At 72.8% G+C, this 26,868-nt stretch carries 20 protein-coding genes; 14 read left to right on the top strand and 6 right to left on the bottom strand.

The window, feature by feature from the left end; all coding sequences use genetic code 11:
* The first annotated feature begins 3 nt into the window (after positions 1-3).
* Genes ACIOEW_RS15580 through ACIOEW_RS15570 form a run of 3 tightly spaced genes read left to right on the top strand, consistent with a single transcriptional unit; the run spans position 4 to position 2,774 of the window.
* Positions 4-1,284: an MAB_1171c family putative transporter gene (locus ACIOEW_RS15580; protein WP_401964259.1), complete on the top strand. Its 1,281-nt coding sequence runs from the start codon at positions 4-6 to the stop codon at positions 1,282-1,284.
* Positions 1,281-1,874 (top strand): hypothetical protein, encoded by a 594-nt coding sequence (locus ACIOEW_RS15575; protein ID WP_401964257.1) that lies wholly within the window; start codon positions 1,281-1,283, stop codon positions 1,872-1,874. Before ACIOEW_RS15580 ends, ACIOEW_RS15575 begins: the two co-directional genes overlap by 4 nt.
* 51 nt (positions 1,875-1,925) lie before the next feature.
* Entirely contained in the window at positions 1,926-2,774 is an 849-nt protein-coding gene (locus tag ACIOEW_RS15570) for a GNAT family N-acetyltransferase (protein WP_362539631.1), read from the top strand.
* Positions 2,775-2,796: 22 nt separating this feature from the next.
* Here the strand turns inward: ACIOEW_RS15570 and ACIOEW_RS15565 are convergent, their stop codons facing one another.
* Together ACIOEW_RS15565 and ACIOEW_RS15560 are read right to left on the bottom strand one after the other, a co-directional pair.
* The gene (locus ACIOEW_RS15565; RefSeq protein ID WP_401964255.1) at positions 2,797-4,518 is read right to left on the bottom strand and encodes a SpoIIE family protein phosphatase; all 1,722 of its coding nucleotides are present in this window, start codon (positions 4,516-4,518) and stop codon (positions 2,797-2,799) included.
* Positions 4,519-4,623: 105 nt separating this feature from the next.
* Entirely contained in the window at positions 4,624-6,120 is a 1,497-nt protein-coding gene (locus ACIOEW_RS15560; RefSeq protein WP_401964253.1) for an MFS transporter, read from the bottom strand.
* 69 nt (positions 6,121-6,189) lie between these two features.
* Here ACIOEW_RS15560 and ACIOEW_RS15555 point away from each other — a divergent pair, with 69 nt between their 5' ends.
* Positions 6,190-6,837 (top strand): TetR/AcrR family transcriptional regulator, encoded by a 648-nt coding sequence (locus tag ACIOEW_RS15555; RefSeq protein ID WP_362539637.1) that lies wholly within the window; start codon positions 6,190-6,192, stop codon positions 6,835-6,837.
* Between the two features lie 13 nt (positions 6,838-6,850).
* On the opposite strand, the gene ACIOEW_RS15550 is transcribed toward ACIOEW_RS15555, so the two are convergent.
* A complete protein-coding gene (locus ACIOEW_RS15550; protein ID WP_401964251.1) occupies positions 6,851-7,555 on the bottom strand; it encodes an alpha/beta hydrolase in 705 nt (234 codons plus the stop codon).
* A 96-nt stretch (positions 7,556-7,651) separates the two neighbouring features.
* On the opposite strand from ACIOEW_RS15550, the gene ACIOEW_RS15545 reads away from it, so the two are divergent.
* The 5 genes from ACIOEW_RS15545 (at position 7,652) to ACIOEW_RS15525 (ending at position 12,166) form a co-directional block, all read left to right on the top strand.
* Complete coding sequence (locus ACIOEW_RS15545; protein WP_362539642.1) at positions 7,652-8,137, top strand: peroxiredoxin; 486 nt, start codon at positions 7,652-7,654, stop codon at positions 8,135-8,137.
* 105 nt (positions 8,138-8,242) lie between these two features.
* A complete protein-coding gene (locus ACIOEW_RS15540) occupies positions 8,243-8,752 on the top strand; it encodes a hypothetical protein (RefSeq protein WP_401964249.1) in 510 nt (169 codons plus the stop codon).
* 76 nt (positions 8,753-8,828) lie between these two features.
* The gene (locus tag ACIOEW_RS15535) at positions 8,829-10,268 is read left to right on the top strand and encodes a flotillin family protein (protein ID WP_401964247.1); all 1,440 of its coding nucleotides are present in this window, start codon (positions 8,829-8,831) and stop codon (positions 10,266-10,268) included.
* Positions 10,269-10,439: 171 nt separating this feature from the next.
* Entirely contained in the window at positions 10,440-10,910 is a 471-nt protein-coding gene (locus ACIOEW_RS15530; RefSeq protein WP_148019850.1) for a cation:proton antiporter regulatory subunit, read from the top strand.
* A gap of 2 nt (positions 10,911-10,912) precedes the next feature.
* A complete protein-coding gene (locus ACIOEW_RS15525; protein ID WP_401964244.1) occupies positions 10,913-12,166 on the top strand; it encodes a cation:proton antiporter in 1,254 nt (417 codons plus the stop codon).
* A gap of 19 nt (positions 12,167-12,185) precedes the next feature.
* Here the strand turns inward: ACIOEW_RS15525 and ACIOEW_RS15520 are convergent, their stop codons facing one another.
* The gene (locus ACIOEW_RS15520; RefSeq protein ID WP_401964242.1) at positions 12,186-12,737 is read right to left on the bottom strand and encodes a MarR family winged helix-turn-helix transcriptional regulator; all 552 of its coding nucleotides are present in this window, start codon (positions 12,735-12,737) and stop codon (positions 12,186-12,188) included.
* A gap of 133 nt (positions 12,738-12,870) precedes the next feature.
* Between ACIOEW_RS15520 and ACIOEW_RS15515 the strand changes: the two genes are divergently transcribed.
* Positions 12,871-13,395, top strand: a complete 525-nt coding sequence (locus ACIOEW_RS15515) for a nitroreductase family deazaflavin-dependent oxidoreductase (RefSeq protein ID WP_401964240.1) — start codon at positions 12,871-12,873, stop codon at positions 13,393-13,395.
* An 18-nt stretch (positions 13,396-13,413) separates the two neighbouring features.
* On the opposite strand, the gene ACIOEW_RS15510 is transcribed toward ACIOEW_RS15515, so the two are convergent.
* A complete protein-coding gene (locus tag ACIOEW_RS15510; RefSeq protein WP_401964238.1) occupies positions 13,414-14,958 on the bottom strand; it encodes an MFS transporter in 1,545 nt (514 codons plus the stop codon).
* 146 nt (positions 14,959-15,104) lie between these two features.
* Positions 15,105-16,190, bottom strand: coding sequence for a PucR family transcriptional regulator (locus ACIOEW_RS15505; protein WP_401964236.1), 1,086 nt, complete (start codon positions 16,188-16,190; stop codon positions 15,105-15,107).
* A gap of 278 nt (positions 16,191-16,468) precedes the next feature.
* Here ACIOEW_RS15505 and ACIOEW_RS15500 point away from each other — a divergent pair, with 278 nt between their 5' ends.
* The 4 genes from ACIOEW_RS15500 to ACIOEW_RS15485 all read left to right on the top strand — a co-directional run bounded on the left by ACIOEW_RS15500 (position 16,469) and on the right by ACIOEW_RS15485 (position 26,738).
* On the top strand, positions 16,469-17,131 hold the full coding sequence (locus ACIOEW_RS15500; RefSeq protein WP_401964234.1) for a hypothetical protein: 663 nt from the start codon (positions 16,469-16,471) through the stop codon (positions 17,129-17,131).
* A gap of 141 nt (positions 17,132-17,272) precedes the next feature.
* The gene (locus ACIOEW_RS15495) at positions 17,273-19,381 is read left to right on the top strand and encodes a flotillin family protein (RefSeq protein ID WP_401964232.1); all 2,109 of its coding nucleotides are present in this window, start codon (positions 17,273-17,275) and stop codon (positions 19,379-19,381) included.
* 320 nt (positions 19,382-19,701) lie between these two features.
* Entirely contained in the window at positions 19,702-24,681 is a 4,980-nt protein-coding gene (locus ACIOEW_RS15490; protein ID WP_401964231.1) for a DNA repair ATPase, read from the top strand.
* A 29-nt stretch (positions 24,682-24,710) separates the two neighbouring features.
* Positions 24,711-26,738 carry an NAD-binding protein gene (locus ACIOEW_RS15485; RefSeq protein ID WP_401964229.1) on the top strand — a complete coding sequence of 676 codons (2,028 nt, stop codon included), beginning with the start codon at positions 24,711-24,713 and terminating at the stop codon, positions 26,736-26,738.
* Positions 26,739-26,868: the final 130 nt, after the last annotated feature.

Here is a 26,868-nt window from a genome sequence, read left to right as displayed (position 1 = left end):
GCCGTGACCCCGCTCGACGTCGCCGGTTATCTGATAGCCGGCCTGATGACAGCCGTCGCCCTGTGGCGCATGCCTGCCGCTCTGTGGGGCGACGAGGAGGACCGGCGCCGCCGTGCCCTGTGGGGCTGTTACGCGGGATTCGCCGCCGCGCTGTGGACCAAGACCCGTGCGGTGCGCATCGGGCTCAACGACAGCCCGGTCACCGACCTTTCGGTGCTGATCAAGCACTACACGGCGACGATCGCGATTCTGGCCATTCTCAGCTACATCGTGGCGATCTACGGCCAGTACGCCGACGCCGGGGCCGTCCCGCGCCACGTACGGTTCGCCCGGATGATCCAGCAGGTCGCGGCGAAGGCCTCCGTAGCCACCCTCGTACTGTTGACGGTGCTGTTCTTCACCGTCGTCGACCGGTCGACGCCGTCGGACCGCTTCGTCGCCGACCACGCGGGGCAGTGGGGCGCGACGCTCTACATGAGCGTGTTCTATCTCTACCTCGGTGCGGCCTCCGCCGTCTGCGCCTACCAGTGGGCGCTCGCCACCGCGAGCGCCGAGCGGCGCCATCTGCGGGTGGGCCTGGGGATGATGACGTTCGCCATGTTCATCGGCGTCGGCTACACCGTCAGCCGGACACTGTTCCTCTGGGTCAGCGTCGTCGACCAGCCCGGCGAGGCCTTCGCCCTGAAGTTCGACGAGGTCACCGAGGCCGCGCAGGTGGCGCTGTTCGCCTTCTTCGCGATCGGCGCCTCCATCCCCGCACTGAGCAACGTCCGCCGCCGGGCGAAACTCTGGCGCGCCCAGACGCAGCTGCACGCGCTCTGGTACGAGCTGATGGCGGCCTTCCCCGACCAGCCCTTCGACCCCCCGGCGCCGCTGCTGCGCGAGCTGACCCGCTTCGGCACCCCGGCCGATCTGCGGGTCGACCGCTGGTCGGCGGACATCGCCGACGCGGTGGAGAAGCTGCGCCACTACGTCCCCGACGCGCTGCTGCCGGCCGCCGAGGCCGCCGCCACGGCCGGGAGTGCCGACCGGAAGCAGGCCGGGCCGCTGGCCGACGCCTACTGGATCAAGGCGGCGCTCTCGGCCCGGAGCGCCGGGGCACCGGCGGGCGAAGCGGCCGCAGTCGGCACCCAGCACGCCACCGACCAGGACGGCGAGGTCGCCTGGCTGGTCCGGGTGGCGACGGCGTACCGCACGGTCACGCCGGAGCAGGCCCGGCAGGTACTCGAATCCTCCGCGGCGGTCACGACCGGACGGTCCAGGGAGCAGGAGCAGCAGGCATGAGCACGAGCACCACCCACGACGCCGGAACGTCCGCCGCGCGCACCGTGACCGACGTCTTCCAGCCCCGCAACCTCCTGCTGACCGGCATGCCCGCCATCGGGCTGGCGGCGTCGGGCCACTGGACCGGGCTGCTCTGGGGACTCCTCGGCGCCCTGTGCGCCGGGCTCGTCCCGGCCGGCTACATCGAGTGGGAGCGGGGGCGCGGCACCTGGGGCGACCGCCATGTCGTCGACCGGACCAAGCGGGCCCCGATCTTCCTCGTCATCCTCGGCTCCATCGGCATCGGTTCGGCGGTCATGCTGCTGGGTGACGCCCCCTCGGGCATCCTGACCGCGATGCTCGGGCTGTGGGTGATGACCGTGGTCCTGCTGGCCGTCAACACGGTCTGGAAGATCTCGGTGGACGCCTCGGTCGCCTCGGCCGTGGTCGCACTGCTGGCCGCCGTGCACTCGCCGTGGTGGCTGTCCGGGTACGTGATGACGGCCGCCGTGTGCTGGTCGCGGGTCGCGCTCGGCTATCACACGGTGGGCCAGGTGACAGCCGGTACGGCGCTGGGCGCGGCGACGGCGGGCGCGTTCCTGTTCGTGTGAGCGGGGCGAGGCGTCGTTGAACGGGCCGCCCGCCGGGTCCATGGTGGGTCCGTGCCGACTTTCGAGATCACCACAGCAAGCGCGGACGACATCAGGATGATGGCGGACTGGGCCCATGCCGAGGGCTGGAACCCCGGGCTGACCGACGGTCAGGCGTTCTTCGCCGCCGATCCGTGCGGCTTCCTGATCGGCCGCCTCGACGGGGTGCCCGCCTCCTGCGTCTCCGTGGTCCGCTACGGCGCCGGCTTCGGCTTCCTGGGCTTCTACCTGACCCGCCCGGAACTGCGCGGACAGGGGTACGGGATGCGGCTCTGGACCGCCGGGACGGCGCGGCTGGCCGGACGGAACACCGGTCTCGACGGAGTGGTCGAGCAGCAGCCCAACTACCGCAGGTCCGGCTTCCGTCCGGCGTGGACGAACCTGCGGTACGAAGGGCTCGTCCCGGTCGACGTCGCGCCGCCGCCCGGCGTCACCCTGGTGGACGCCCGCACACTGCCCTTCGGCCAGGTCACCGCGTACGACCGCCGGTTCTTCCCGGCGGAACGGGACAGCTTCCTCGCCGCCTGGACGACCACGCCCGGACGCACGGCGCTGGTCGCGCTGTCCGAGGGCGAGGTGCGGGGGCTCGCCGTGCTGCGCGCCTGCCGTACCTCGTCGCGCATCGGCCCGCTGTACGCGGACACGCCGGAGATCGCGGGCTCGCTGGTGAGCGCACTCGCGGCCACGGATCCGTCCTCCCCCGTCGCCGTCGACGTACCCGGCGTCAACCCGGCGGCGGTGCGGCTGGCCGAACAGCTCGGGCTCACCCCGTCGTTCGAGACGGCCCGCATGTACACCGGTGCGGCGCCGGACGTCGATCACACGGGACTGTTCGGCATCACCAGCCTCGAACTGGGGTGATCCGAGGGACGGGCCCCGGGACTCAGCCGGTCGCGCAGTCGCCGTCCGGGGCCGCCGCCCTCGCCCGTGAGGCCATCACCGCGATGTCGTCCTCGGCTCCCGGGCCGAACCGGTCGAGCACCTCGTCCAGCAGCTCCTCCAGTCCGCCGCTCTCCGGCAGGGTCAGTCCCTTGAGCCGGCCGACGGACACGTCGATGTCCTCGCCGCGCCGCTCCACCAGTCCGTCGGTGTACATGAACAGCACGGTGCCCGGACCGCACTCCAGCCTCGTCGTCCGGTAGCCGCCGAACCCGGTGCCGAGCGGCGGGCCCGCCGACACATCGCCCAGCCGTGTGCCGGCCGGGCCGGGGTCGATGAGCACCGGCGGCAGATGGCCGGCGCTCGACACCTCGCACACCCCTCCGGTCCGGTCGACCACGGCGAGCAGGCAGGTCGCCGCCCGGTCGAGCCCGGACCGCTCGACCATCCGGTCGAGCTGTTCCAGGATGCGGTGCGGCGGCAGCTTCTCGTCGGCCAGCAGCCGCAGCAGGGAGCGGTAGTGGCTCATCGCGACGGCCGCCTCGACGCCGTGCCCCATCACGTCGCCCATCGCCTTGAGGTGGCGGCCGTCGGGCAGCGGGATGACGTCGAACCAGTCGCCGCCGACCAGCACGCTCCGGTCGGCCGGCAGGTAGCGGGTGGCGATCTCGATGTGCGGGTGCGGCGGACGCGGCTCGGAGAGCAGGGAGCGCTGGAGTTCCAGGGCGATGGTGTGCTCATGCGTGAAGCGGCGCGCGTGGTCGAGGTCGACGGCGGCCCGCCCGGCGAGCTCCCGGGCGACCACCACGTCCTCGTCCGTGAAGACGGGCGAGTCCCCGGCCCTGACCAGGCCGAGAATGCCGATCGGGCCGCCGCGCACGGCGACCGGCACGATGACCGCGGAGTGCATCCCGAGGGCCCGGTAGGCGGCGACCCGTTCGGGGGAGGGTGCGGAGCGGCCGAGCTGTTCGTCGCCGGTGTGGTTCTCGACCACGGGCTGGTTGGTGGCCAGGCAGCGCGGCACGGCCGCGTCCTCCTGGTAGTCGACGTAGTCGCCGACGACACCGAACTGCACGACCGCCTCGCGCAGCCCCGGCACCGCCGTCAGGGCCGCCCGCCGAAGCCGGAGAACCCCGGGCGGGGCGGGGCGCACCGGCGGGGCGACGTCCGGCGGGAAGACCTCGACGGTGGCGAGGTCGGCGAGCGCCGGGACGACGAGGTCGACGAGTTCGGCGCAGGTGGTGTCCATGTCGAGGGTGGTGCCGATGCGGGTGTTCGCGGTGTCCAGGAGGTTCAGATGGCGCCGGGCCTGGGCCAGCTGGCGCTGTTCCTCGTCGGATGCCATGACCTCCAGCACGATCCCGGCGACGCCCACGACCTGGCCGGCCACCTCCAGCCGGTGGTAGGCGCCGTGCCAGTAGCGCATGGCGGTGCCGGACTCGGCCGGGGTCCGGCCGCTGGAGGTGATCTCGCGCGCCCGGCCGTCGGCGAGGACCGCGCGCATCAGGTCCTCGCGTGCGTCGACGTCCGGAAGCACCTCGGGCACCGTGCGGCCCAGATGTGCGGCTGCCGGGATGCCGTTGAGCCGTTCGAGGGCCGGGTTCACGTACAGATAGCGCAGCTGGGTGTCGAGGACGCCCACCCCGGCCGTGGTGCCCTCGATGAGCGCCGCGAGCGCCACGATGTCGAGCGGCGACGGGACGTCGGCGTGCGCATCGGCCAGCAAGACAACCTCCTGGGGCAGGGCGCGGGCCGCCCGACTGCCCGGCCCTTCATCGTCGGCCGACCGCACCGCGCCCGCATCCGCAGACCACCCGCCGCACCGCCGGTTTCAGTGCACCGGCATCGCGCCCCCGGTCTCCGGCTTCCCCCGGGGCACCAGCACCGCGGACACCGCAGCGCAGCCGCCCGCGGCCACCGCGCACACGAGGAACGCGTCCGCGAAGCCGGTCACCGTGCCCGCCACCCCGCCGATCCCCGCGGCGGCCACCGTCGACACGACCGCGACACCGATCGACCCGCCCACCTCGTGGAAGGTGTTGACCACTCCGGAGGCGAGCCCCGCCTCCTCGTGCGCGACCATGCCCAGCGCCGTCGTGGTGGCGGTGACGAACACCGCGCCGAGGCCGAAGGCGGCCACGGCGAGACCCGGCAGCAGCACCCCGTACACACTGCTGTCCGCGTCGAGCCCGGTCAGCGGGGCGCAGGCGGCGGTGGCGATCACCATGCCGCCGACCGCGGTGGCCCGGCTCCCCACCGACGTGACGAGCCGCGAGCCCAGGTGCGCGCCGGCACCGACGGCCACGGCCACCGGCAGGAAGACGAGCCCGGTCTTCAGGGCCCCGAAGCCGCGGCCGTGCTGGAGGTAGACCGAGCCGAGGAAGAAGAACGCGATCAGCAGCCCGGTGGCGATCAGCATCAGGAACGCCCCGGCGAGCACCGGCCTGCGGATGAACATCCGCAGGTCCATCAGCGGCTCCCGGGCCACCCGCTCGACCGCCGCGAATCCCGCGTACAGGACGACGGCGGCCGCCAGCGGAAGCAGCGTGGCGGGAGCGCCCCACCCACCGTCCCCGGCCTTGACCAGTCCGTAGATCAGCGCGCCGGTACCGGCCGTGACGAGCACCGCCCCGGGCACGTCGAGCCGCGCCGACGGCTGGGGTGCGCGCGCCGGTACGAAGACGGGAAGGGTGGCGAGCAGGGCGATGCCGACGGGCACGTTGACGTAGAAGACCCAGCTCCAGCCGGGCCCGCCGGCCAGGGCACCGCCCACCAGCACCCCGACCGCCGAGCCGGTGCCGCCGATCGCCGCCCACACCCCGAGCGCCTTGTTGCGTGCGGGCCCGTGGAACGACGTGGTGACGAGCGAGAGCGCCGCCGGTGACAGCAGCGCGGCGCCCACACCCTGCGCGATCCGGCCGCCGATCAGCATCGAGGCGCTGCCGGCGAGCCCGGAGGCCAGCGAGGCGGCGGTGAAGACGGCCAGACCGGCCAGCAGGGTGCGCCGGGCCCCGAGGGCGTCGGCGAGGCGGCCGCCGAGCAGCATCAGCCCGCCGAAGCAGAGGGTGTACGCGGTGACCACCCAGGTCAGCGCGGTACGGCTGAGATGCAGATCGGCGGCCATGTCGGGGAGCGCGACGTTCACCACGGTGACGTCGAGCACCAGCATGAACTGGGCGACGCAGATGAGCGCGAGCATCACCCCGGGCCGGCGGACAGCAGGCGGCCGGTGGTGACCGTGCGCGTCGCCATGGCCGTGCGGTGTGCTGTCGCCGTGCGGTGGACCGTCGCCGTGGACGGAGGTCTTCGATGAGGTGTCATGAACCATGAACTGAACTGTACGGCTCAGTACATTTGAACTCAACTGTTCAGTTCAGCTCGCTGTTAGCATCGCCTCATGGACAACAAGCCCCGCCCCGCCGGCCCCCGCGCCGAGGCCAAGCGGCAGGCCATCGTGAAGGCGGCCCGCGAGGCGTTCCTCCGGGACGGGTTCGGTGTCGGCATGGACGCCATCGCCGCGGAGGCGGGCGTCTCGAAGGTGACGGTCTACAACCACTTCGGCAGCAAGGAAGCGCTGTTCACCGCCGTGATCGCGGGGGCGCTCGACGAGCCGCTCGGCGGCGCGTCCACGACAGCGCTCGCCGCCCTCGCCGACGCCCCCGACCTGCGGGCCGCCCTCGCCGACGCGGCCCGCGCCTGGGTGGCGGCCGTCCGCGGCAACGCCGATGTGATCGCCCTGCGCAATCTGGTGGCCGCGGAGCTGCACCGCTTCCCCGAGATCGCGCAGGCCTGGCAGGGCCATGGCCCCGAGGGCCACCACCCCGCCGTCGCGGACGCCCTGCGCGAGCTGGCCGGCCGCGGCCGGCTGGTCATCCCCGACCTGGAGACGGCGATCATCCAGCTGTACGCGCTGCTGGTCTTCCCGCACCTGGTCTTCGGCTCGTACGGCACGACGATCGACGACGACGCCACCGACCGGCTGATCACCCACGGGGTGGACATGTTCCTGGGCTACTACGCCCCGCCCGTGCCGCCCGACGCGTAGGACCCGGGCGCGTTCACGACCCGACGGCCGGCAGCAGCCGGTCCAGGTCCACCGTCCCCTCGTCGGCCGTGGCCCCGGGCGGCAGCCGCAGCGCCTCGGCCACGGGTCCGGGGAGCGGTGCCCGGTCCAGCAGCCCGGCGACCAGAGCGGTCGTCAGGCGGTGCCAGGCGGGGGCGCGCCGGAGCATCGCGTGGTCGCCGCCCTCCACGGTGACCAGGCAGGTCCGGGCGCCGTCCTTCCTGGCCCGTTCGGTGAGCGCGCGGGAGTCCGCGGGGTTCGTGACGCGGTCGCGGGTGCCGTGCACCAGGACGACGTCCCGTCCGGCCAGTTGGGCGACCGGGTCGCCCTCCGGGCACCACGGGGCGAGGCCGACCACGCCCCGCACCAGCGGATGTCCCCCGGCGGCCAGGGCGGCGCGGCCGCCCATCGAGTGCCCGAGCAGCACGACCGGGACCTCCCCCGCCTTACGCCACAGCTCGTCCAGGACGCGTACGGCGTCGTGCAGCGGATCCGCCCGGTCCCCGTTCCAGCCCCGGTGCCCGTACCGGACCGACCGCACCAGTACGTCGCCGGGCAGCGCGTCCCGCAGACCGCGCGCGAACGGCCGCATCCGCACCGCGGGCAGGTTGAGCGGGCCGGGCGGCGGCACCCCGAGACCGGTCTCCCGGCCACCGTGCAGCAGGAGCACCGCGGCCGCCGGCGGGCGTGGTTGCGTCATAGGTACCTCCGGGTGCGGTGATCGAAGCCGTACCGAGCATGCTGTACGGAGCACGGGCAGCACCCTCACGCAGCGCCGGACAGCGAAGGACATCACATGGGATCGTCACCTCAAATCGGCTCGCAGGTCCAGGACTTCACCCTCGCGGGAGGCGCCCTCGACGGGGACTCCTTCGAGCGCCGCGACTACACGCTCTCCGCCGCGCGCGGCCGGGCCGTCGTCCTCGCCTTCTACCCGGGCGACAACACGACCGTGTGCACCAAGCAGCTCTGCTCGTACTCCTCGGGCATGGAGACCTTCGAGGGGCTCGACGCGGAGGTCTGGGGAATCAGCCCGCAGGATGTGGACAGCCACGAGTCGTTCGCCCGCGGCCATCGGCTGCGCATGCCGCTCCTCGCGGACACGGGCCGCGAGACGGCCCGTGCGTTCGGGGTGGCGGCGCCCGGGATCGGGGTGCGGCGCGCGGTGTTCCTGATCGACGCCGAAGGGGTGCTGCGCTGGAAGCACGTGGCGCTGCTCGGTGCCACGTTCCAGTCACTGGACACCCTCGCAGGCCACCTCTCCGGCATCAACAAGGCGTAAAAGACTGCCGGATCCCGGCAGTGTCGCAAGACGGCCAGGTATGGGATCATCCAGCCAGTTCGACGGAAATGTTCGGGGGGTTCCGCAGCCGGGAGGGGTGATCACGTGACCTTGTTTCTCGGTCTCGGCATTGCGGGAGTCGCACTGCTCGCCCTGTCGCTGGTCTTCGACGGGATCCTCGAAGGACTCTTCGGGGGCTTGCTGGAAGGTCTCTTCAGCGGGCTGGTCTCCCTTCCGGTGATTGCCGGTTTCGTCTCGATGCTCGGATTCGGCGGCGCCATCGTGCTCGGCACGACCGGTGCCGGCACGATCGCCGCCACCGCCGCCGGAGTACTCGCCGGCCTGGTCGCGGCCTGGCTGACCTGGAAGTTCAGCCGGGCCCTGATGCGGGATCAGACCCATGTCACGCCGCGGGACGAGGACCTCGTCGGCACGTCGGGTTCCGTGGTCACGGCCATTCCGGCCGACGGCTACGGCGAGGTGCTGCTGCGACTCGGGGGGCAGCCCTTGAAGCTCTCGGCGAAGAGCCCGGTACCGGTCGAACGCGGCACCGAGATCTGGGTCGAGGCGACGCTCTCGACCACCTCGGTCTCGGTCCGTCCCGTCGAACGCTGAGCCGGCACGCCGGCCCGCACGCCACCGCTCGCCACAGAACTGCCGTCCCCGTCGGGAGGCAGAGGGGGACACCCTTATGAGTCCAGTCCTGATCGCCATCGCCGGAGTAGTCGTACTCCTCTTCCTGCTCGCCCTCGCCGTCATCACCCGCTACAAGGTCGCGGGCCCCAGCCAGGCGTTCATCATCACCGGCCGCCGGGGCAAGAAGTCCGTCGATCCGGTGACCGGACGGGCCAGCATCGACAACAGCGGCCAGAAGGTCGTCGTCGGCGGCGGCGTCTTCGTCGTGCCGTTCGTCCAGCAGAAGTTCACCCTGGACCTCTCCAGCCGGCACATCCCCGTCGCCGTGCGCGGGGCCGTCACCCTGCGCGGGGTCAAGTCCCACCTGGAAGGCGTCGCGATCGTCAAGGTCGGCGGCAGCGAGGACGCCATCCGGGCCGCCGCCCAGCGCTTCCTCCAGCAGCAGGACGGCATCGTCGGCTTCACCCAGGAAGTGCTCTCCGGTGCGCTGCGCGCCATCGTCGGCCGGATGTCGGTCGAGGACATCATCCGAGACCGGGCCGCGTTCGCCGGCCAGGTGGCGGAGGAGGCCGAGGCGAGCCTGTCCGGGCAGGGCCTGATCCTGGACGCCTTCCAGATCCAGGACATCACCACCGAGGGCTCCTACCTGGAGGACCTCGGCCGCCCCGAGGCCGCTCGCGCCAAGCAGGAGGCGGACATCGCCGAGGCGAACGCCCGCCGCGCCTCGGAGCAGGCCCGGCTGAAGGCCGCCGAGGAGATCGCCATCGCCGAGCGGACGTTCAACCTGAAGCAGGCCGAGATCAAGGCCGAGACGGAGGCGGCCGCCGCGAGGGCGAACGCCGCGGGTCCGCTCGCCGAGGCCGCACGTCAGCAGGAGGTCCTCCAGGAGCAGGAGAAGGTCGCCGAGCGCCAGGCCGCCCTGACCGACCGCGAGCTCGACACCAAGGTCCGCAAGCCCGCGGACGCCGCGCGCTACCAGGCCGAGCAGGAGGCGGAGGCCCGCCGCATCGCCCAGGTCAAGGAGGCCGAGGCGGACGCGGAGCGGTCCCGGCTGACCGGCCAGGGCGAGAAGCTGCACCGCTCGGCGCTCGCCGACGCCGTGCGCATCGAGGGTGAGGCCGAGGCCGCCGCCATCGCCGCCCGCGGTTCGGCCGAGGCGGAGGCCATGCAGAAGAAGGCGGACGCCTTCGCGCAGTACGGCGACGCGGCCGTCCTCCAGATGCTCGTCGAGGTGCTCCCGCAGGTCGTCGCCAAGGCGTCCGAGCCGCTGAGCGCCATCGACAAGCTGACCGTCATCTCGACGGACGGCGCGAGCCAGCTGTCGCGCACGGTCACCGACAACGTCGCCCAGGGCATGGAACTCCTCAGCTCCACCACGGGGGTCGACCTCGCCGCCCTGCTGCAGAACCTCAAGGGCGCGGGCGCGAAGCCGCAGGTCCCGGCCCAGCAGGACACCGCCGCCGCAACGAACGGCAAGATCGAGATCGGCGACTGACGCCTCGCATCGACCACCGCGTGCCCGGCCGGCTGCGCACCGGCCGGGCACGCGTGTGTTCGGGCCGGGAAGACCGGCCACAAAGGCGGCGGGACCCTCCGGATAGGGTAATGCGGAGCTAAAGAGATCACCAAGTACGTCAGAGCACACCGCGCTCCTCGGGAGGAAGCCATGGGAACCCACCGCACCACACTGCCCGGAGTCGGCGTGCAGTACGACTACACCACCGAGTCGGGGCAGCACATCTCCGTCGTCGTGCACCACGACGGACGCCGGTTCATCGGCTTCTACGACCAGGACGACCCCGATTCCTGTCAACTCTCCGTACCCCTGACTCCACAGGAGGCCACCGGGCTCGCCCACCTCATCGACGCGGCGCCGATCGACGCCGTGCGGACCGAGGGCATCGACCTGGTCACCGAGCACATCCCGCTCGGGACGCGTTCCCCGTACGGCGGACGGCTGCTCGGGGACACCCGGGCGCGGACCCGGACCGGGGCCTCGATCGTGGCGGTGCTGCGGACCCACAGCGCGCATCCGTCACCCGGGCCGGACTTCCGGCTCGCCATCGGGGACACGCTCGTCGCCGTCGGTACGAGGGAGGGCGTCGACACGCTCTCCGAGATCATTGCGGAGGGCTGACCGTGCACGACACGACCGCACTGCTGGTGGAGCTCGGCTCCGTCATCCTGGGACTGGGCATCATCGGCCGGTTCGCCGGCCGCGTAGGACTCTCGCCCATCCCGCTGTACCTGCTGGCCGGGCTCGCCTTCGGCGAGGGCGGCCTGCTGCCGCTGGGGGCGAGCGAGGAGTTCACCGCCGTGGGCGCCGAGATCGGCGTCATCCTGCTGCTGCTCCTGCTGGGGCTCGAGTACAGCGCCTCCGAACTCGTCACCAGTCTGAAGACCCAGTACCCGTCCGGCGCCGTGGACTTCGTACTCAACGCGACCCCCGGAGCCGTCGCGGCCCTGCTGCTCGGCTGGGGACCGGTGGGCGCCGTGGCTCTGGCCGGAGTCACCTGGATCTCCTCGTCCGGGGTGATCGCCAAGGTCCTCGCGGACCTGGGGCGCCTCGGCAACCGTGAGACGCCCGTCATCCTCGGGGTGCTGGTCATCGAGGACCTGTCGATGGCCGTCTACCTGCCGCTCCTCACCGCGATGCTCGCGGGCGTCGGCATCGCCGGCGGCAGCATCGCGCTGCTCATCGCACTCGGCACCGTCGGGTTCGTGCTCTACCTCGCGCTGCGGCACGGCCGACTGATCAGCCGGGCCGTGTCCTCCGACAACCCCGAGATGCTGCTGCTCGTCGTGCTCGGACTGACCGTCCTGGTCGCCGGTGTGGCCCAGCAGTTGCAGGTGTCGGCGGCCGTCGGCGCGTTCCTCGTCGGCATCGCGCTCTCCGGAGAGGTCGCGGAGGGCGCGCGCAAGCTGCTGACCCCGCTGCGGGATCTCTTCGCCGCCGTCTTCTTCGTGTTCTTCGGGCTCTCCACCAATCCCGCGGAGATTCCGCCGGTGCTGCTGCCGGCCGCGCTGCTGGCAGTCGTCACCGTCTTCACCAAGATCGCCACCGGCTGGTACGCGGCCCGGCGGGCGGGCATCGGATCGCGCGGACGCTGGCGGGCGGGCGGCACGCTCGTCGCCCGCGGTGAGTTCTCCATCGTCATCGCCGGTCTGGCCGTGGCAACCGAGCCCCGGATCGGACCCATCGCCACCGCGTACGTCCTCATCCTCGTGATCGTCGGCCCGCTCACCGCACGCTGGACCCAGCCGGCGGTCGAGCTGATCCGGAAGTGGCGCGGCAAGGGGGACGGCCCGGCCGCCACACCCGGTGAGCCCGGCGTGGTCCCGGCCGCGCGGGTGACCGCCCCCAAGGAGGAACTGGCCACGTCCGCGGACTGACTCCGCGTCCGTGCCGCCGTCAGCTGTCGTGGGGGGCGGGGAGATCGGGCGCCCAGCCCAGGGGGTAGGCGTCCGCGCCTCCCCCGGGCACGGGCGGTTCCCCGCCCGCCGCGGCGAACGCGTTCAGCGCCTCGATCAGCGCGGTGCACTGCTCCGGCGCGAGGCGTTCGACGATGGCGGCGACCTCGCGGCGGCGGGCGGATGTCACGTCCTCCACCAGCCGGCACCCCTCGGGGGTCACCCGTAGCGAGGTCTCCCGCCGGTTGGCCGGCTTGATCTGCCGTTCCGCCAGACCGGCTGCGATCAGCCGGTCCACCATGCGCATCGCGGTCGACGGGTTCACGCCGAGCCGCTCGGCGAGCGAGACGAGCTTGGCGTCCCCGTGCGTGGCGAGCACCACGAGCAGCCGGAACTGGGGCAGCGTCACCCGGTCCTCGACCGTCGCCAGCGACCGGGCGGACACCGCCACCAGCAGGCGCGACGCCGTGAGCACCGCACGCGTCACCGCGTCGACGTCGTCCCTGCCCGGGGCGGACGGTCGTTCCTCAGATGACTGTTCGCGCTCGGCCATGCCTCTTTTTACCGTGCGGAACGGCCGTACCCGAACCCGGCCCGCACCGAAGCCGGAACGGTGTCGAACCGGTACCGAATCCACCGCTCAGGACCATGACACCACCATTGGACTGTGCAACGTTTGCACAGTGATGCCTGAACCCGCACCTTCGCCCGGACCGCAGCGCCCTCCGTTGCCGACCGGACTGCGGCGCACCGCCGCCCGGCTGCCCGTCCACATGTTCCGCGCGGGGCTCGGACCGTTGTTCCGGGGCCGTCTGCTGCTCCTCGTCCACACCGGGCGCACCACGGGCCTCTCCCGGCGGACGGTGATCGAGGTCGTCGAGTCCGCGACCGTGGACGGCCGGCGGAGCTGGGCGGTCGCCTCCGGCTTCGGCCCCGGCTCCGACTGGTACCGCAACCTGCTCCGCACGCCGCACGCCACCGTGCAGGCCGGGCGCAGGTTCCACGCCGTGACGGCGCACGCCCTGCCTGTCGGCGAGGGCGGCGAGCTGATGGCGCGGTACGCGCCCCGCCACCCCAGGACCGCCCGCCGGCTCGCCGCGTTCATGGGGTTCGCGGTCGACGGCGGCGCGGAGGACTACCGGCGGGTCGGCGAGTCGATCCCGTTCGTCGCGCTGGTGGAGAGCGCCGGGCCCCGCGGGCACGGCCGCTGAGGAACGGGCCGCGTGCCGTCAGACCCGGGCCGCCCCGGTCTCCTCCACCAGGTGGGGCCGGGGCGCGCCCCGGCGGTAGAGGATCACCGTGACCAGCAGGCCGAGGGCGAAGAAGCCCGCCGACCACCAGTACGCGGTGGAGTAGCTCTCCAGCTGGGCCTGGGCGACGGCGGACGGGGTCGGCCTGCGGCCCACCAGGTAGTCGGCGGCGGCGCTGGTGGCCAGGGTGTTGAGCAGCGCCGTACCGATGGAACCGCCGACCTGCTGGCTGGTGTTGACCATCGCGGAGGCCACCCCGGCGTCCCGCGCCGCCACCCCGGCCGTGGCCAGGTTCATCGCCGTGGCGAAGATCATGCCGAGGCCGAGGCCCAGGCAGATCAACGGCGGAAGCACATGGGCGAGGTAGCTGCTGCTCAGATTCAGAGTGGTCAGCCACACCATCGCGGCCGCCGAGATGCCCATGCCGAGCGGCACGATCGGCTTGGCCCCGAACCGTGGCACCAGGGAGTTGGTCGTCGTCACGGACGTCACGATCATGACGGCGACCATGGGCAGGAAGGCCGCGCCAGTGGAGACCGGCGAGTACAGCAGGCTCTTCTGGAGGTAGTAGGTGAGGAACAGGAACACACCGAACATCCCGGCGCCGGAGATGAACATCGCGAGGAACGACGCCGCACGGTCCCGGTCCAGCACCACGCGCATCGGCAGCAGCGGGTGCGCGGCCCTGGTCTGCCACCACGCGAACGCGGACACGAGCACCGCACCGGCCAGCAGGAACCCCCAGGTCTGGGGCGAACTCCACGGATTCGTCTCGGCCTTGGAGAAGCCGAACACGATGCAGAAGAGTCCGGCGGAGACCAGCAGGGTCCCCGGGATGTCGAGCTTCGGGCGGTTCGCGGGCGCGCCCGCGGTGAGCAGGCGCGAGCCGCCGATGAAGGCGAGAGCCGCGAACAGCAGGTTCACGTACAGGCACCAGCGCCAGTCCAGGTACTCGGTGAGCACCCCGCCGAGCAGCAGCCCCACCGCACCGCCCGCACCCGCGATGGCGCCGTAGATCCCGAAGGCCTTCGCCCGCTCCTTGGGCACGGTGAACGTCGTGGTGAGGAGCGAGAGCGCGGCCGGGGCGAGGAGTGCGCCGAACATGCCCTGCAGGGCACGGGCCAGCACCAGGATCTCGAAGCTCGGCGCGGCGCCGCCGATGGCCGAGGCGACCGCGAAGCCGACCAGCCCGGTCAGGAACACCACCCGGCGGCCGACCAGGTCGGCGATGCGGCCGCCGAGCAGCAGCAGCGAGCCGAAGGCGAGCGCGTACGCCGTCACGATCCACTGACGGTTTCCGTCACTGAAGCCGAGGTCCTGCTGGGCGGAGGGCAACGCGATGTTCACGATCGTCGCGTCGAGGACCACCATCAGCTGGGCCAGCCCGATCACCCCCAGCACCCACCACCGGTGGGAGGGTCCGCGCTCCTGGCCGGGCGCCGCCCGGGGCGCCGGCTCGGTGACCACCCGCCCCCGCGTTCCGTCCTCGGCCGGTTCCCCCGGCTGACGTGCATGTCGGGCCATGGTGCGGTTCTCCCTCGCTGCACACCGGATTCCCCCGACTGATCACGCTAGGCGGAGGTCGGCATCCCCGCATGTGGGGAGCGGTGGCGACGAGTGATGCTGCCGGAACCCGGCAGCGGCCGGAGCGGCCGGGCCGCCTCCGGGGCTCAGACCTCCTTGGCCGGCCAGTCCAGCAGCCGGGCGCCGATGACCGCGGTCTGCAGGGTGTAGCGGTGCATCGGGTCGGACGGGTCGGAGCCGGTGAGCTGGTGGATCCGCTCCAGCCGGTAGGTGAGCGCCCGCACGCTCAGCGCCAGCCGCCGGGCCGTCTCGGCCGCGACACAGCCCGCGTCGAAGTAGACGGTGAGCGTCTTCAGCAGCGGTTCCGCGCCGCCCCGCGCCTGCTGGAGCGGGCCGAGTTCGCTGCGCACCAGATCGGCCATCGCCTGCCGGTCCCGGGTCAGCACGGGGTAGACCAACAGATCGGCGGAGTACAGCACGGGGTCGTCCAGGCCCATCCGGTCCGCGAGGTCGAGGGCGTCCAGCGCCTCGTCGTACGACTGGACCACTCCGCCGGGCCCCCGGTGGGCACGGCCGATGGCCACCCGGCCGCCGTCCGTCGCCGCGTGCGCCTGCTTGGCGAAGTACCGCAGGACATCGGGCTGGCTGCCGGGCGCGATGCAGATCAGCCGGCCGTCCTTCGTCGTGAGCAGGATCTTGCGGCCGCCGAACCGGGCCAGCAGCGCCGACTCCACCTGCCGCGGCACGGTGTCGGTCTCGGTGTACGCCTCCGGGCCCGTCGCCACCGCCACCGCATGGGCGCGGGAGAGCCGCAGCCCGAACCGGGTGGCGCGCTCGGCGAGCCGGCCCAGGTCGCTGCGCCCGTACAGCAGGTCGTCGATGAACTCCCGGCGGGCCGCCTCCTCCCGCCGGACGGTGAGGCGCTGGGCCCGCTCGAAACCCTCGGCGAACGCGTCGACGGCGTGTTCCACCGCGGCCAGCACGCTCTCGGTGGACGCGGCGGCGGCCGCCGGCGTCGCTCCGGGGGCAGCGGCCGGCCAGGTGCCGCGGGCCTCGGCCAGATGCATGCGGACCAGCGCGCGCAACTGGTGCCCGGCCTCGGCGGCCTCCCTGCCGAGGGTGCGGCGGGTGTCGAGCTCCTCCCGGGTGAGCCGGCGGCCCGAGACGGCGACCTCGCCCAGGATCCGGGCGTAGCCCTCCAGAAAACTGCCGGGAATCACCGGTTCCGCCACTCGCCCGCCTCCACTCCTGATGCGCCATTGATATTTACACAACGCATACGCGGGCATGCCGGTGCCCGGCACCGAGCGCGGAGAAAGATTGCCGGAATCCGGCAATGCGGCCGACCGGCCGTGGCTGACACGATCCTGTCAGCACCAACCGGGGGACCACGGGGGAAACACGGGGGTGCAGGGGGACGGGGGAAGACCCGGCTGTCGCGGTGCCGTTGGGACGGCGCCGCGACTCCGCGGTCACCGCCTGACCCCGCACGGACGGCAGGGGTGGACCGATGCAGGAGTTCCTGACCGCGGCGCAGTCCTTCCCGGCCGTGCTCTTCTCCGCGGCGCTGGTCGTCGTCATCGCCTTCTGGCTGCTCGTCCTGGCCGGTGCGGCCGACCACCACTCCTTCGACGCGGACCTCGACACCGATCTCGCCGGCATCGGCGGCGTCCCGGTGACCGTCTCGGTATCCGTGATGGTGGCCGTCGGCTGGTTCACCGCCCTGACCGGTTCGGTGCTGGTGCACCGCAGCGACGCCACCGGGACCGCCCGGGCCGCGCTCTCCTTCGGCGTCCTCGTCGGGGCACTGCTGGTCGCCTGGGCCGTGGCGCGGCTGCTGGTCCACCACTTCCGCCGCTTCTTCGCCGACCAGCCTCCTCCATCGCGCCAGGACTTCCTGGGCCGCGTCTGCACGGTCCGCACCGGCTCGGTCGGTACGGACTTCGGCCAGGCCGAGGTCGCCGCCGCCGACGGATCCACCGCGATCGTCCAGGTACGTCAGCTGGCACCGGCCGACACCGCGTTCACTGCGGGGAGTTCGGGGCTGCTGTACGCGTACGACGAAGCGGGCGAGTTCTTCTGGGTCTCCCCGTACGACCGTGCGCTCGACCCGGGACCGCCGCCGGCACTGCCGCGTCCGCACCGCCGTACGCCGCCCGGCCGCACCGCCTGATCCGGGCGTCCGCCCGCGCCCTGCGCCACACGCCTCGTCGTGCGCGTGCTGCCCGTGCCCGTACTGCCCGGCCCGTGCACCAGGCGCGCCCACGTCACCTCTTCCTTTCCTTTTCCGCACCACCAGCCGCCAAGGACTGTCATGGAAGCCATCTCCTTGGGCCTCGGCCTGCTCATCGCCGTGGTCCTGCTCATCGCGATCGCCCTGCTGCTGATCGTCACCCGGCTCTTCCGCAAGGTGGAGCAGGGCAAGGCCCTGATCATCTCCAAGACCAAGAAGGTCGACGTGACCTTCACCGGTGCCGTCGTCCTGCCGGTGCTGCACCAGGCCGAGTCCATGGACATCTCGGTGAAGACGATCGAGATCCGCCGCACCGGGCGCGAGGGCCTGATCTGCCAGGACAACATCCGCGCCGACATCCACATCACCTTCTTCGTCCGCGTCAACAAGACCGTCGAGGACGTCATCAAGGTCGCCCAGGCCATCGGTACGGCACGGGCCAGCGACAAGGTGGCGATCCAGGAGTTCTTCGCCGCGAAGTTCTCCGAGGCGCTCAAGACCGTCGGCAAGCAGCTGGACTTCGTCGACCTGTACACCAAGCGCGAGGAGTTCCGGGACCGGATCATCCGGGTCATCGGTACCGATCTGAACGGCTACCACCTCGACGACGCCGCGATCGACTTTCTCGAGCAGACCCCGATGGTGCAGCTGGACGGCGCCAACATCCTCGACGCACAGGGCATTCGGAAGATCACCGAGCTGACGGCGATCGAGCACGTACGCACCAACGAGTTCCAGCGCACCGAGCAGAAGGAGATCACCCGGCAGGACGTGGACGCCCGGGAGACCATCCTGGAGCTGGAGCGCCGGCAGGCCGAGGCCGAGATCAAGCAGCGCCGCGAGGTGGAGACCCTGCGCGCCCGCGAGGAGGCGGCCACCGCCCGGGTCCAGGAGGAGGAACGCCTGGGCGCCCAGGCCGCGTTCATCCGGACCGAGGAGCAGCTCGGCATCCAGCGGGAGAACCAGGCCCGGGAGATCGCCGTCGCGCAGAAGAACCGCGAGCGGGTCATCGCCGTGGAGAACGAGCGCATCGAGAAGGACCGCATGATCGAGGTCATCGGGCGCGAACGGCAGACCGAACTCAACCGCATCGCCGCGACGAAGGAGGTCGAGGCCGAGCGCCGCGAGGTCGCCGACGTGATCCGCGAGCGCATCGCGGTGGACCGTACGGTCGCCGAGCAGGAGGAGTCCATCAAGACGCTGCGGTCCGTCGAGGAGTCCGAGCGCACCCGCAAGTCGGTGATCATCGCCGCCGAGGCGGAGGCCCAGGAGCAGCTCGTCAAGGACATCAAGGCGGCGGAGGCCGCCGAGGCCGCGGCCACCCACCGGGCTGCCGAGCAGCTGACGCTCGCGGAGGCCCGGCTGAAGACCGCGGACCTGGACGCACGGGCGAAGCTGCGGCTGGCCGAGGGGATCCAGGCGGAGTCGGCGGCCCTCGGACTCGCGGATGTGCAGGTGCGGGACGCGGCGGCCGAGGTCATCGAGAAGACAGGTCTGGCCGAGGCCGAGGCGACGTCCGCCCGGCTCAGGGCCGAGGCGGAGGGCGCCCGGCTCAAGGCGCTCGCGGCGGCGGAGGGCACCCAGGCCCAGGCGACGGCCGACGCGGCGATGATCGGCGAGAAGCTGAAGGCCGAGGCGGCGGGGCTCACGGACAAGGCGGCCGCGATGGCGGCGCTGGACGACGCGTCGCGCGGGCACGAGGAGTACCGGCTGCGGCTGGCCGCGGAGAAGGAGATCAGGCTCGCGGGGCTGGAGGTCCAGCGCCAGGTCGCCGAGGCGCAGGCGACGGTGCTGGCCACGGGCCTGGAGAACGCCGACATCGACATCGTCGGCGGGGACTCGGTCTTCTTCGACCGGCTGGTTTCTTCCATCTCGATGGGCAAGAGCCTCGACGGGTTCGTCGAGAACTCGGACACGGCGAAGGCGCTGGGCGGGGCGTGGCTGAACGGCACGTCGTCGTTCACGGACGACCTGACCCGGGTGCTGGGCTCGGTGTCGTCGGGTGACGTGCAGAACCTGACGGTGTCGGCGCTGCTGATGCGGATGATGGCTGCGCCGGGGGTGGGGGGTGCGGGTGCGGACCAGGTCCGCGAACTCCTGGACCACGCCCGGTCCCTGGGCCTGGCGGATGTTCCGGTGGGCGCGGTGCCGAGCCCTTCGCCCTCGCGGAACGGTACGCCGGTGGGGTAGCCGGGTCCCTTTGTCCTCAATCGCCGGACGGGCTGGAAGTGACCGGACCAGCCCACTGGAAGCTCCCCCGAGCACCGTCCGCCCTCAATCGCTGGACGGGCTGGAAGTGGCCGCACTACGGGGATGCGGCCGGCCGACCGGGATCGCTCACCGCGGGCTCGCGACAACGGCGGGCAATCCAAGCCCGTCCGGCGATAGAGGACGGACAGCACGCCCGGAAACCCGCACGCTCAACCGCCCCGGGCCCCGATCAAGCCCGTCCGGCGATTGAGGACAACGCCGGCCGCAGGCCATCCAACCGCCCCTGAGGAGCCGCACGCATGGACACCGCCACCCCGCCGCCCCCGGACGGCCCCGAGGACGGGGCGTACGACGTGCTGCGGCGGCGGCTCCGCACCCAGGCCGCCGAGCTCGCCCGCCGCGCCGAAGCGCTCAACGAACGCCGGACCGAGGAGTTCGGCTCCACCGGGCTGCGGCTGCTCGGCAGCGAGCAGGTCCGGACGGCGCAGCCGTCCGTCCCCCGCGACCTCGTCGCGATCGGCGGACGACTCCTCTTCGGCTTCGAGCGCGGCCCCGGCCGGGCCGACGGGCCCGCCGTCGACGACGTACTCACGCTGTACGACGCCGAGTTGGCCCCCGCCACCGGCCCCCTCCTCGCCGACGAGGCCTTCGTACGCGAGTTCAGCGGCCTGCACCGCTACTACCGGGATGCCAGGCTGCTGCGGCTGCGCCGTACCGACAGCCGGCTCCTCGCCGTGTTCCGTACCGGCGAGACCGCCGAGGACATCCGCGTCCTGCGCTGGGCGCTCGACGCCGACGGCTCACCCGGTGCCTTCCTCGACGCCCGCGGCGAGCGCGACCACGTGTTCCCGCCGTCGCACGACTTCACCTGGACCGTCGCGGGCCGCGAGGCCCACATCGCGGGCCCGCATCCGCACATCGCCGTCGGCGGCCCGGGGGACGGGGCGCGTGCCCCGCTCTTCGTCTCCACGCTCGGCGGACATCTCACGCTCAAGACCGTCGACGACACGGAATCCCCCGACGGGATCTACCGCGAGCCGGTCACCGAACCCCTCCAGTCGCTCGCCGACGCCGAGGTCGAGTACGCGGAGTCCGGTCCGCTCGTGCTGCTGCGCATCCGGCCGTACAAGGAGGAGGCCTGGCGCCATCTCGTCTTCAACGGACTCCTCGGCACCGTGCAGCGGCTGGACGGGATCGGTCCCGCCTGCCACCGGCTCCCCGAGGACCAGGGAATCATCTTCCCCGGCGGCTACTACCTGACCTCCGGCACCGCCAAGACCTTCGACATCGCCCGGCCGCTCACCGACCCCGTCTTCGAGGGTGCCGTCCGCTCCCCCAACGGCGAGGACGTCCTGTACGTGTTCCGTTCGCGGGAGGACGGGCGCAGCCTGCTGCTCCCGTACAACGTGATCCGGCAGGAGGTCGCCACCCCGCTCCAGGGCCGCGGCCACGCACTGCTCGACGACGGCTCGCTCGTCGTTCTGCGGGACCCGGTCGAGGGCCCGGACGGCGGCCCGGCCCGTGTTCACCCGGTGCAGCGCTGGCAGACGCCGTACGTCTCCGACACCTGTGCCGCCTCCCGCCCCGCCGGGGCGGGCCCCCTCGCCCGGATCGGCAACGCCGATCTGGTGCGCGGCATCTCCGACTGTCTCGCGCTCGCGCACAGCGCCGACGGGACCACCCCGACCGGTGCCGTGTACGCACAGCTGGTGGCCGACTGCGCCCGCGCCACCGACCGGTACCACTGGCTGGACGAGAGCGAACTCGGAGCTCTCGGCGCGCCGTTGGCCGCGCTCCGCGACACCGCACAGCAGGTGCTCGCCGAGTTCGACGCCGTGCAGGAGCAGACCCGACGGGCCGCCGACGCGCTCGCCGAGACGGCCGAGCGGATCACCGCTCTCGTCCGCCGGGTCCGCGGCGAGGCCCCCCGGTCGGCCGCCGAATGGGTCGGACGGCTGACCGAACTGCGCGCCGCCCACGGCCACCTGTCGACGCTCTCCGAGATGCGGTACGCGGACACCGGGCGGATCGCCGAACTCACCGCCGCCACCGCCGACGACGTCACCGCGGCGGGCCGGCGTGCGGTCGCGTTCCTGTCCGGGGACGACGCGTTCGCCGACTACCACGAGGACGTCGCCCGGCTCACCGAGGAGGCCGCCGCCCTCACCACCGTCACCGACGCCTCCGCGCTCGGCGAGCGGCTGGCGGGGATGACGGACGGGCTGAGCACGGTGACGGACGTCGTCGCCGGGCTCGACATCGGTGACGGCGTGGTCCGCACCTCGATCCTGGAGCGGATCGCCGAGGTGCTCGGCGGGGTGAACCGGGCCCGCGCCACGCTCGACGCCCGTCGGCGCGCGCTGCTCGACCAGGAGGGCCGGGCCGAGTTCGCCGCCGAGTTCGCCCTGCTGGGGCAGGCCGTCACGGCCGCACTGGCCGCCGCGGACACCCCGGACGCCTGCGACGACCAGCTGGCGCGGCTGCTGCTGCAACTGGAGAACCTGGAGGCGCGGTTCACCGAGTTCGACGACTTCCTGGCCGAGCTGGGCGAGCGGCGGACGGAGGTGTACGAGGCGTTCTCGGCCCGCAGGCAGACCCTTCAGGACGCCCTCGCCCGCCGGACCGAACGCCTCGCGGCGTCCGCCGCCCGGGTGCTGGAGACCGTCGCGCGCCGCAGTTCCGCGCTGCCCGACGCGGACGCCGTGCACACCTACTTCGCATCCGATCCGATGGTCACCAAGATCCGCCGCACCGCCGGGGAGCTGCGCGGACTCGGCGACACGGTCAGGGCCGAGGAACTCGACGGGCAGCTGCTGGCCGCCCGCCAGGAGGCGGGACGGGCGCTGCGCGACCGCAGCGAGCTGTACGCGGACGGAGGGGCGACGATCCGGCTGGGCCGTCACCGCTTCGCCGTGAACACCCAGCCGTTCGAGCTGACGCTGGTGCCCCGGGGGGACGGACTCGCCTTCGCCGTCACCGGAACCGACTACCGGGCCCCGGTCACCGACCCGGACTTCCGGGCCACCCGCGCGTACTGGGACCAGCTGCTGCCCTCCGAGTCGCCGTCCGTCTACCGGGGCGAGCACCTGGCAGCCCGGCTCCTGTCCGAGCAGGGCGCGGACCGGCTGCGGTCCCTGGAAGCCGGTGAACTAGCTTCCCTGGTACGGGAGTCGGCTGCCGCCGCGTACGACGAGGGGTACCAGCGCGGTGTCCACGACGAGGACGCCACGGCGATCCTGGACGCTCTGCTGCGGCTGCACACGGCCGCGGGACTGTTGCGCTTCCCGCCCGCCGTCCGGGCGGCCGCCCAGCTCTTCTGGGCGTACGGGACGGACGAGGCGCGCCGGACGTCCTGGACGCGCCGGGCCCGCTCCCTGGCCCGCGCCCGCGAGACGTTCGGTCTCACCCCGGCCGTCGCCGCGCTTCAGGAGGAGTGGGCCGCGGCCATCCGGGGGGACGGCTCCCGCGCCGTCGCCGCCTACCTCTTCGAGGAGCTGACGAGCGGCCCGGAAGGGTTCGTCACAGGCGAGCCGGTCCGCACCTTCCTGGACAAGTTCCGTCGCACGACCGGCACTTCGGCGTACGACGAGGATCTGGCCGCTCTGGCGGACGATCTGCCGGCCCGCCGCCAACTCGTGGAGGGCTGGCTCACCTCGTACGCCCGGGCAAGCGGTTCGGATCCGGACGCGGGCGATCTCGCGGAGGCCGTCGCCGTCGAGCTGTGCCCGGAGCCGGTCCTGGCCCGCTACGAGGGCGACGCGCCCCTCACCACGACCGTGGACGGCCTCCTGGGCGTCCACCCGCGCATCGAGCGGGGCCGGCTGCCCGTCCGGATCGATGAACTCCTGGCCCGCACCGAGGAGTTCCGTACCGCCGTCGTCCCCGGCTTCCGCGCCTATCAGCGCCGCCGCACCACTCTGGTCACCACCGAACGCACCCGGCTGCGGCTGGACGACCACCGGCCCCGCGTCATGTCCGCGTTCGTCCGCAACCGGCTGCTCGACGAGGTGTACCTGCCGCTGATCGGCGACAGCCTCGCCAAGCAGCTCGGCACCGCCGACGCCGACCGGCGCACCGACTCGCAGGGCCTGCTGCTGCTCGTATCGCCGCCCGGCTACGGCAAGACGACGCTCATGGAGTACGTCGCCGACCGGCTCGGCCTGGTCCTCGTCAAGGTCAGCGGCCCCGGCCTCGGCCACGACGTGACCTCGCTGGACCCTGCCCAGGCCCGCAGCGCGACCGCGCGCCGCGAGATCGAGAAGATCAACTTCGCGCTGGAGGCCGGCAACAACACCCTGCTGCACATCGACGACATCCAGCACACCTCACCGGAGCTGCTCCAGAAGTTCATCCCGCTCTGCGACGCCACCCGCAGGATCGAGGGTGTGCGGGACGGCCAGCCGCGCAGCTACGACCTGCGGGGCAAGCGGTTCGCGGTGTGCATGACGGGCAATCCGTACACCGAGTCCGGGGAACGGTTCCGGATCCCCGACATGCTCGCCAACCGGGCCGACGTCTGGAATCTGGGCGAGGTGCTGAGCGGCCGCGAGGACGTCTTCGCGCTGAGCTTCGTCGAGAACGCGCTGACCGCCAACCCGGTGCTCGCCCCGCTCGCCGGACGGTCCCGCGAGGACCTCGCGCTGCTGCTGCGACTCGCCTCCGGCACCGACGCCGACGCCCGTGCGGACCGGCTCCAACACCCTTACGCACCGGCCGAGGTGGACCGGATCACCGCCGTGCTCCGTCATCTGCTGCACGCCCGCGACACCGTCCTCTCCGTCAACGCCGCGTACATCGCGTCGGCCGCGCAGACCGACGCGACCCGCACCGAGCCGCCGTTCCGCCTGCAGGGCTCGTACCGCAACATGAACCGGATCGCCGAGCGCATCGTGCCCGTCATGAACGACGCCGAGCTGTCCGCCGTCATCGACGACCACTACACGGGCGAGGCCCAGACACTCACCACGGGCGCCGAGGCGGCCCTGCTGAAACTCGCATCCCTGCGCGGCACGCTCAGCCCCTCGCAGGCAGAGCGCTGGTCCGCCGTCTCCGCCTCGTACGTACGCACCCAGGCGCTCGGCGGACCCGACGGTGATCCTCTGACCCGTGCGGTGGCCGCGCTCGGGCTGCTCGCGGACCGCATCGCGGCCGTCGAATCGGCGATCAGCCGGGCCGCGGACCCGCGCCACCTGCTCGCCTGGCCACCGTCCGGGACAGACGCCGGGCCACACGCCGGAACACCTCCCGGGACACCTCCCGGGAGACACGAGGACCGCTGACCGTATCGATCACGAGAAGGGAGCAGGGCATGCTGGGACATGTGCCTCCTCTTCCCCAGCAGCCCCAACGCTCCCCGTTCTCCGGACACATGGTCGTCTGCGGCGACGACGCGCTCGCGCAGCGGCTCGCCGTGGAGCTGCGTTATGTCTACGGGGAGCGGGTCACCCTCGTCCTGCCGCCGGAGCCCGGTACGGCCGGACCGGAGCTGCCGCTGACCGGGCGCGGCCGGGCAGCCGCCCTCTTCGGCCGGATGTCGTCGGCGATGAACCGCAACGGCGGGCCCGGACTCGGCAACGGCAACGGCGGGACCGGCGGCGGGGACGGCGACACCAACGCCGGAGTGGAGGCGGTCCGCATCCTCCAGGCCGCGGAACCCTCGTACGAGGCCTTCGAGGAGGCCGGTGTCGACACGGCCGCCGCCCTGGCTCTGGTCTACGACGACGACGAGCGCAACATCCGCGCCGCGCTGACCGCCCGCAGGCTCAACCCCCGCGTCCGGCTGGTGATCCGGCTCTACAACCGCAAGCTCGGCCAGCACCTCGAAGCCCTGCTCGACCAGGCGGCCGCCGTTGCCTCGCCGGGGCTGGACCCGGCCGCGCTGGACGCCTCCACCACCGTGCTCTCCGACGCCGACACCGCGGCCCCCGCCCTCGCGGCGACCGCCCTCGCCGGGTCCAGCAAGGTGATCCAGGCGGAGGGCCTGCTCCTGCGCGCGGCCGAACGCACCCCGCCCCCCGCGGGCCAGGCCGCCGACCCGGGCCTGTGCACGCTGGCCCTGCTCTCCTCCACCACCCATGACCCGGCCGGCACCGAGGGCTCCGACAGCAGCGGCGACGAAGGCCCCCGGCTCCTGCCCGACCAGGCGCAGGTGGCCGCCGCGACCGGGCGCGGAACCATCGTCCTGGAGGCCGTCAGCCAACCGGGCCCCACCGGCAGGGAACGCCGCATGGGCGGCCGGGGCGCACCGCTGAGCCAGGTCTTCTCGCGGCGGCTGCGCTGGTCCGCGCTGGGCGTCGGCCTGGCCGTACTGGGTCTGGCGGTGGCGTCCTCCTTCACGACCGGGGACGACCCGCTGCACGCCGCCTACCTGACCCTGCTCGACCTGTTCGCGATGGGCGACCCGGCGATCGGCGACAAGACGGCCCGCCAGATCATCCAGATCCTCTCGGGCGTCGCCGGACTGATGCTGCTGCCGCTGCTGGTGGCCGGAGTGCTGGAGGCCTTCGGATCGCTCCGTACGGCCTCCTCCCTGCGCCGCCCGCCGCGCGGCCTGTCCGGGCACGTGGTGCTGCTCGGGCTCGGCAAGATCGGCACGCGCGTCCTCGTCCAGCTCCGCGAACTGGGCATCCCCGTGGTCTGCGTGGAGGACGACCCGGACGCCCGCGGCATCCCCGTCGCGCGGCGGCTGCACGTGCCGGTGGTCCTCGGGGACGTCACGCAGGAGGGCGTCCTGGAGGCCGCGAAGATCCGGCGGTCCCGCGCACTGCTCGCCCTGACCAGCGTCGACACCACGAACCTGGAGGCCGCGCTGTACGCACGCTCGGTCAAGCCGGACCTGCGGGTGACGCTGCGGCTGTTCGACGACGAGTTCGCCACCGCCGTCTACCGCACCCTGCGCACCGCCCACCCGCACGCGCTGACCCGCTCCCGGTCGGTCTCCCACCTGGCGGCGCCGTCGTTCGCCGTCGCCATGATGGGCCGGCAGATCCTCGGGGCGGTGCCGGTCGAGCGGAAGGTGATGCTGTTCGCAGCGGTCGAGGTGGCCGGGCACCCGCAGCTGGAGGGCCGGACGGTGGAGCAGGCGTTCCGGGCCGGGGCCTGGCGGGTCCTCGCCCTGGACACGGCCCCGCCCGCCGACCGCCGGCCGGACCTGGCCGCTCCCGCCCCACCGCCGCATGCCCCCGGAACCGCCCCGGCCGGCGCCCCGCCCGGCGGTCTCGTCTGGAACCTGCACCCCGGTTACGTGCTCCAGCCCACCGACCGCGTCGTGATCGCCGCGACCCGACGGGGACTGGCGGAACTCCTGCGCAGGCGCGGTTCGATGGCCCGGCACTGACGAAGGGCCCCAAGGCTGTCCCGTAGGCGTGTATCGGGTCGTGATCAGTGAGCATCGCACCGGGGTGGGTGCCCCGTCCGGGGTGCGGGACCCGGCGGTCTGCGGCTGCGCCGTGTGGGTGCGCGTGACC

The sequence above is a fragment of the Streptomyces sp. NPDC087901 genome, assembly GCF_044742205.1.
GTDB lineage: Bacteria > Actinomycetota > Actinomycetes > Streptomycetales > Streptomycetaceae > Streptomyces.
The sequence above is the reverse complement of the archived record's forward strand: the minus strand, read 5'-3'. Positions and strand labels throughout refer to the sequence as shown.

Coding starts and splice junctions, on each gene's coding strand:
- ACIOEW_RS15575 (WP_401964257.1), top strand. CDS start 1,281: ATGAGCACGAGCACCACCCACGACGCCGGAACGTCCGCCGCGCGCACC.
- ACIOEW_RS15560 (WP_401964253.1), bottom strand. CDS start 6,120: ATGGTTCATGACACCTCATCGAAGACCTCCGTCCACGGCGACGGTCCA.
- ACIOEW_RS15555 (WP_362539637.1), top strand. CDS start 6,190: ATGGACAACAAGCCCCGCCCCGCCGGCCCCCGCGCCGAGGCCAAGCGG.
- ACIOEW_RS15550 (WP_401964251.1), bottom strand. CDS start 7,555: ATGACGCAACCACGCCCGCCGGCGGCCGCGGTGCTCCTGCTGCACGGT.
- ACIOEW_RS15545 (WP_362539642.1), top strand. CDS start 7,652: ATGGGATCGTCACCTCAAATCGGCTCGCAGGTCCAGGACTTCACCCTC.
- ACIOEW_RS15535 (WP_401964247.1), top strand. CDS start 8,829: ATGAGTCCAGTCCTGATCGCCATCGCCGGAGTAGTCGTACTCCTCTTC.
- ACIOEW_RS15530 (WP_148019850.1), top strand. CDS start 10,440: ATGGGAACCCACCGCACCACACTGCCCGGAGTCGGCGTGCAGTACGAC.
- ACIOEW_RS15520 (WP_401964242.1), bottom strand. CDS start 12,737: ATGGCCGAGCGCGAACAGTCATCTGAGGAACGACCGTCCGCCCCGGGC.
- ACIOEW_RS15515 (WP_401964240.1), top strand. CDS start 12,871: ATGCCTGAACCCGCACCTTCGCCCGGACCGCAGCGCCCTCCGTTGCCG.
- ACIOEW_RS15510 (WP_401964238.1), bottom strand. CDS start 14,958: ATGGCCCGACATGCACGTCAGCCGGGGGAACCGGCCGAGGACGGAACG.
- ACIOEW_RS15500 (WP_401964234.1), top strand. CDS start 16,469: ATGCAGGAGTTCCTGACCGCGGCGCAGTCCTTCCCGGCCGTGCTCTTC.
- ACIOEW_RS15495 (WP_401964232.1), top strand. CDS start 17,273: ATGGAAGCCATCTCCTTGGGCCTCGGCCTGCTCATCGCCGTGGTCCTG.
- ACIOEW_RS15490 (WP_401964231.1), top strand. CDS start 19,702: ATGGACACCGCCACCCCGCCGCCCCCGGACGGCCCCGAGGACGGGGCG.
- ACIOEW_RS15485 (WP_401964229.1), top strand. CDS start 24,711: ATGCTGGGACATGTGCCTCCTCTTCCCCAGCAGCCCCAACGCTCCCCG.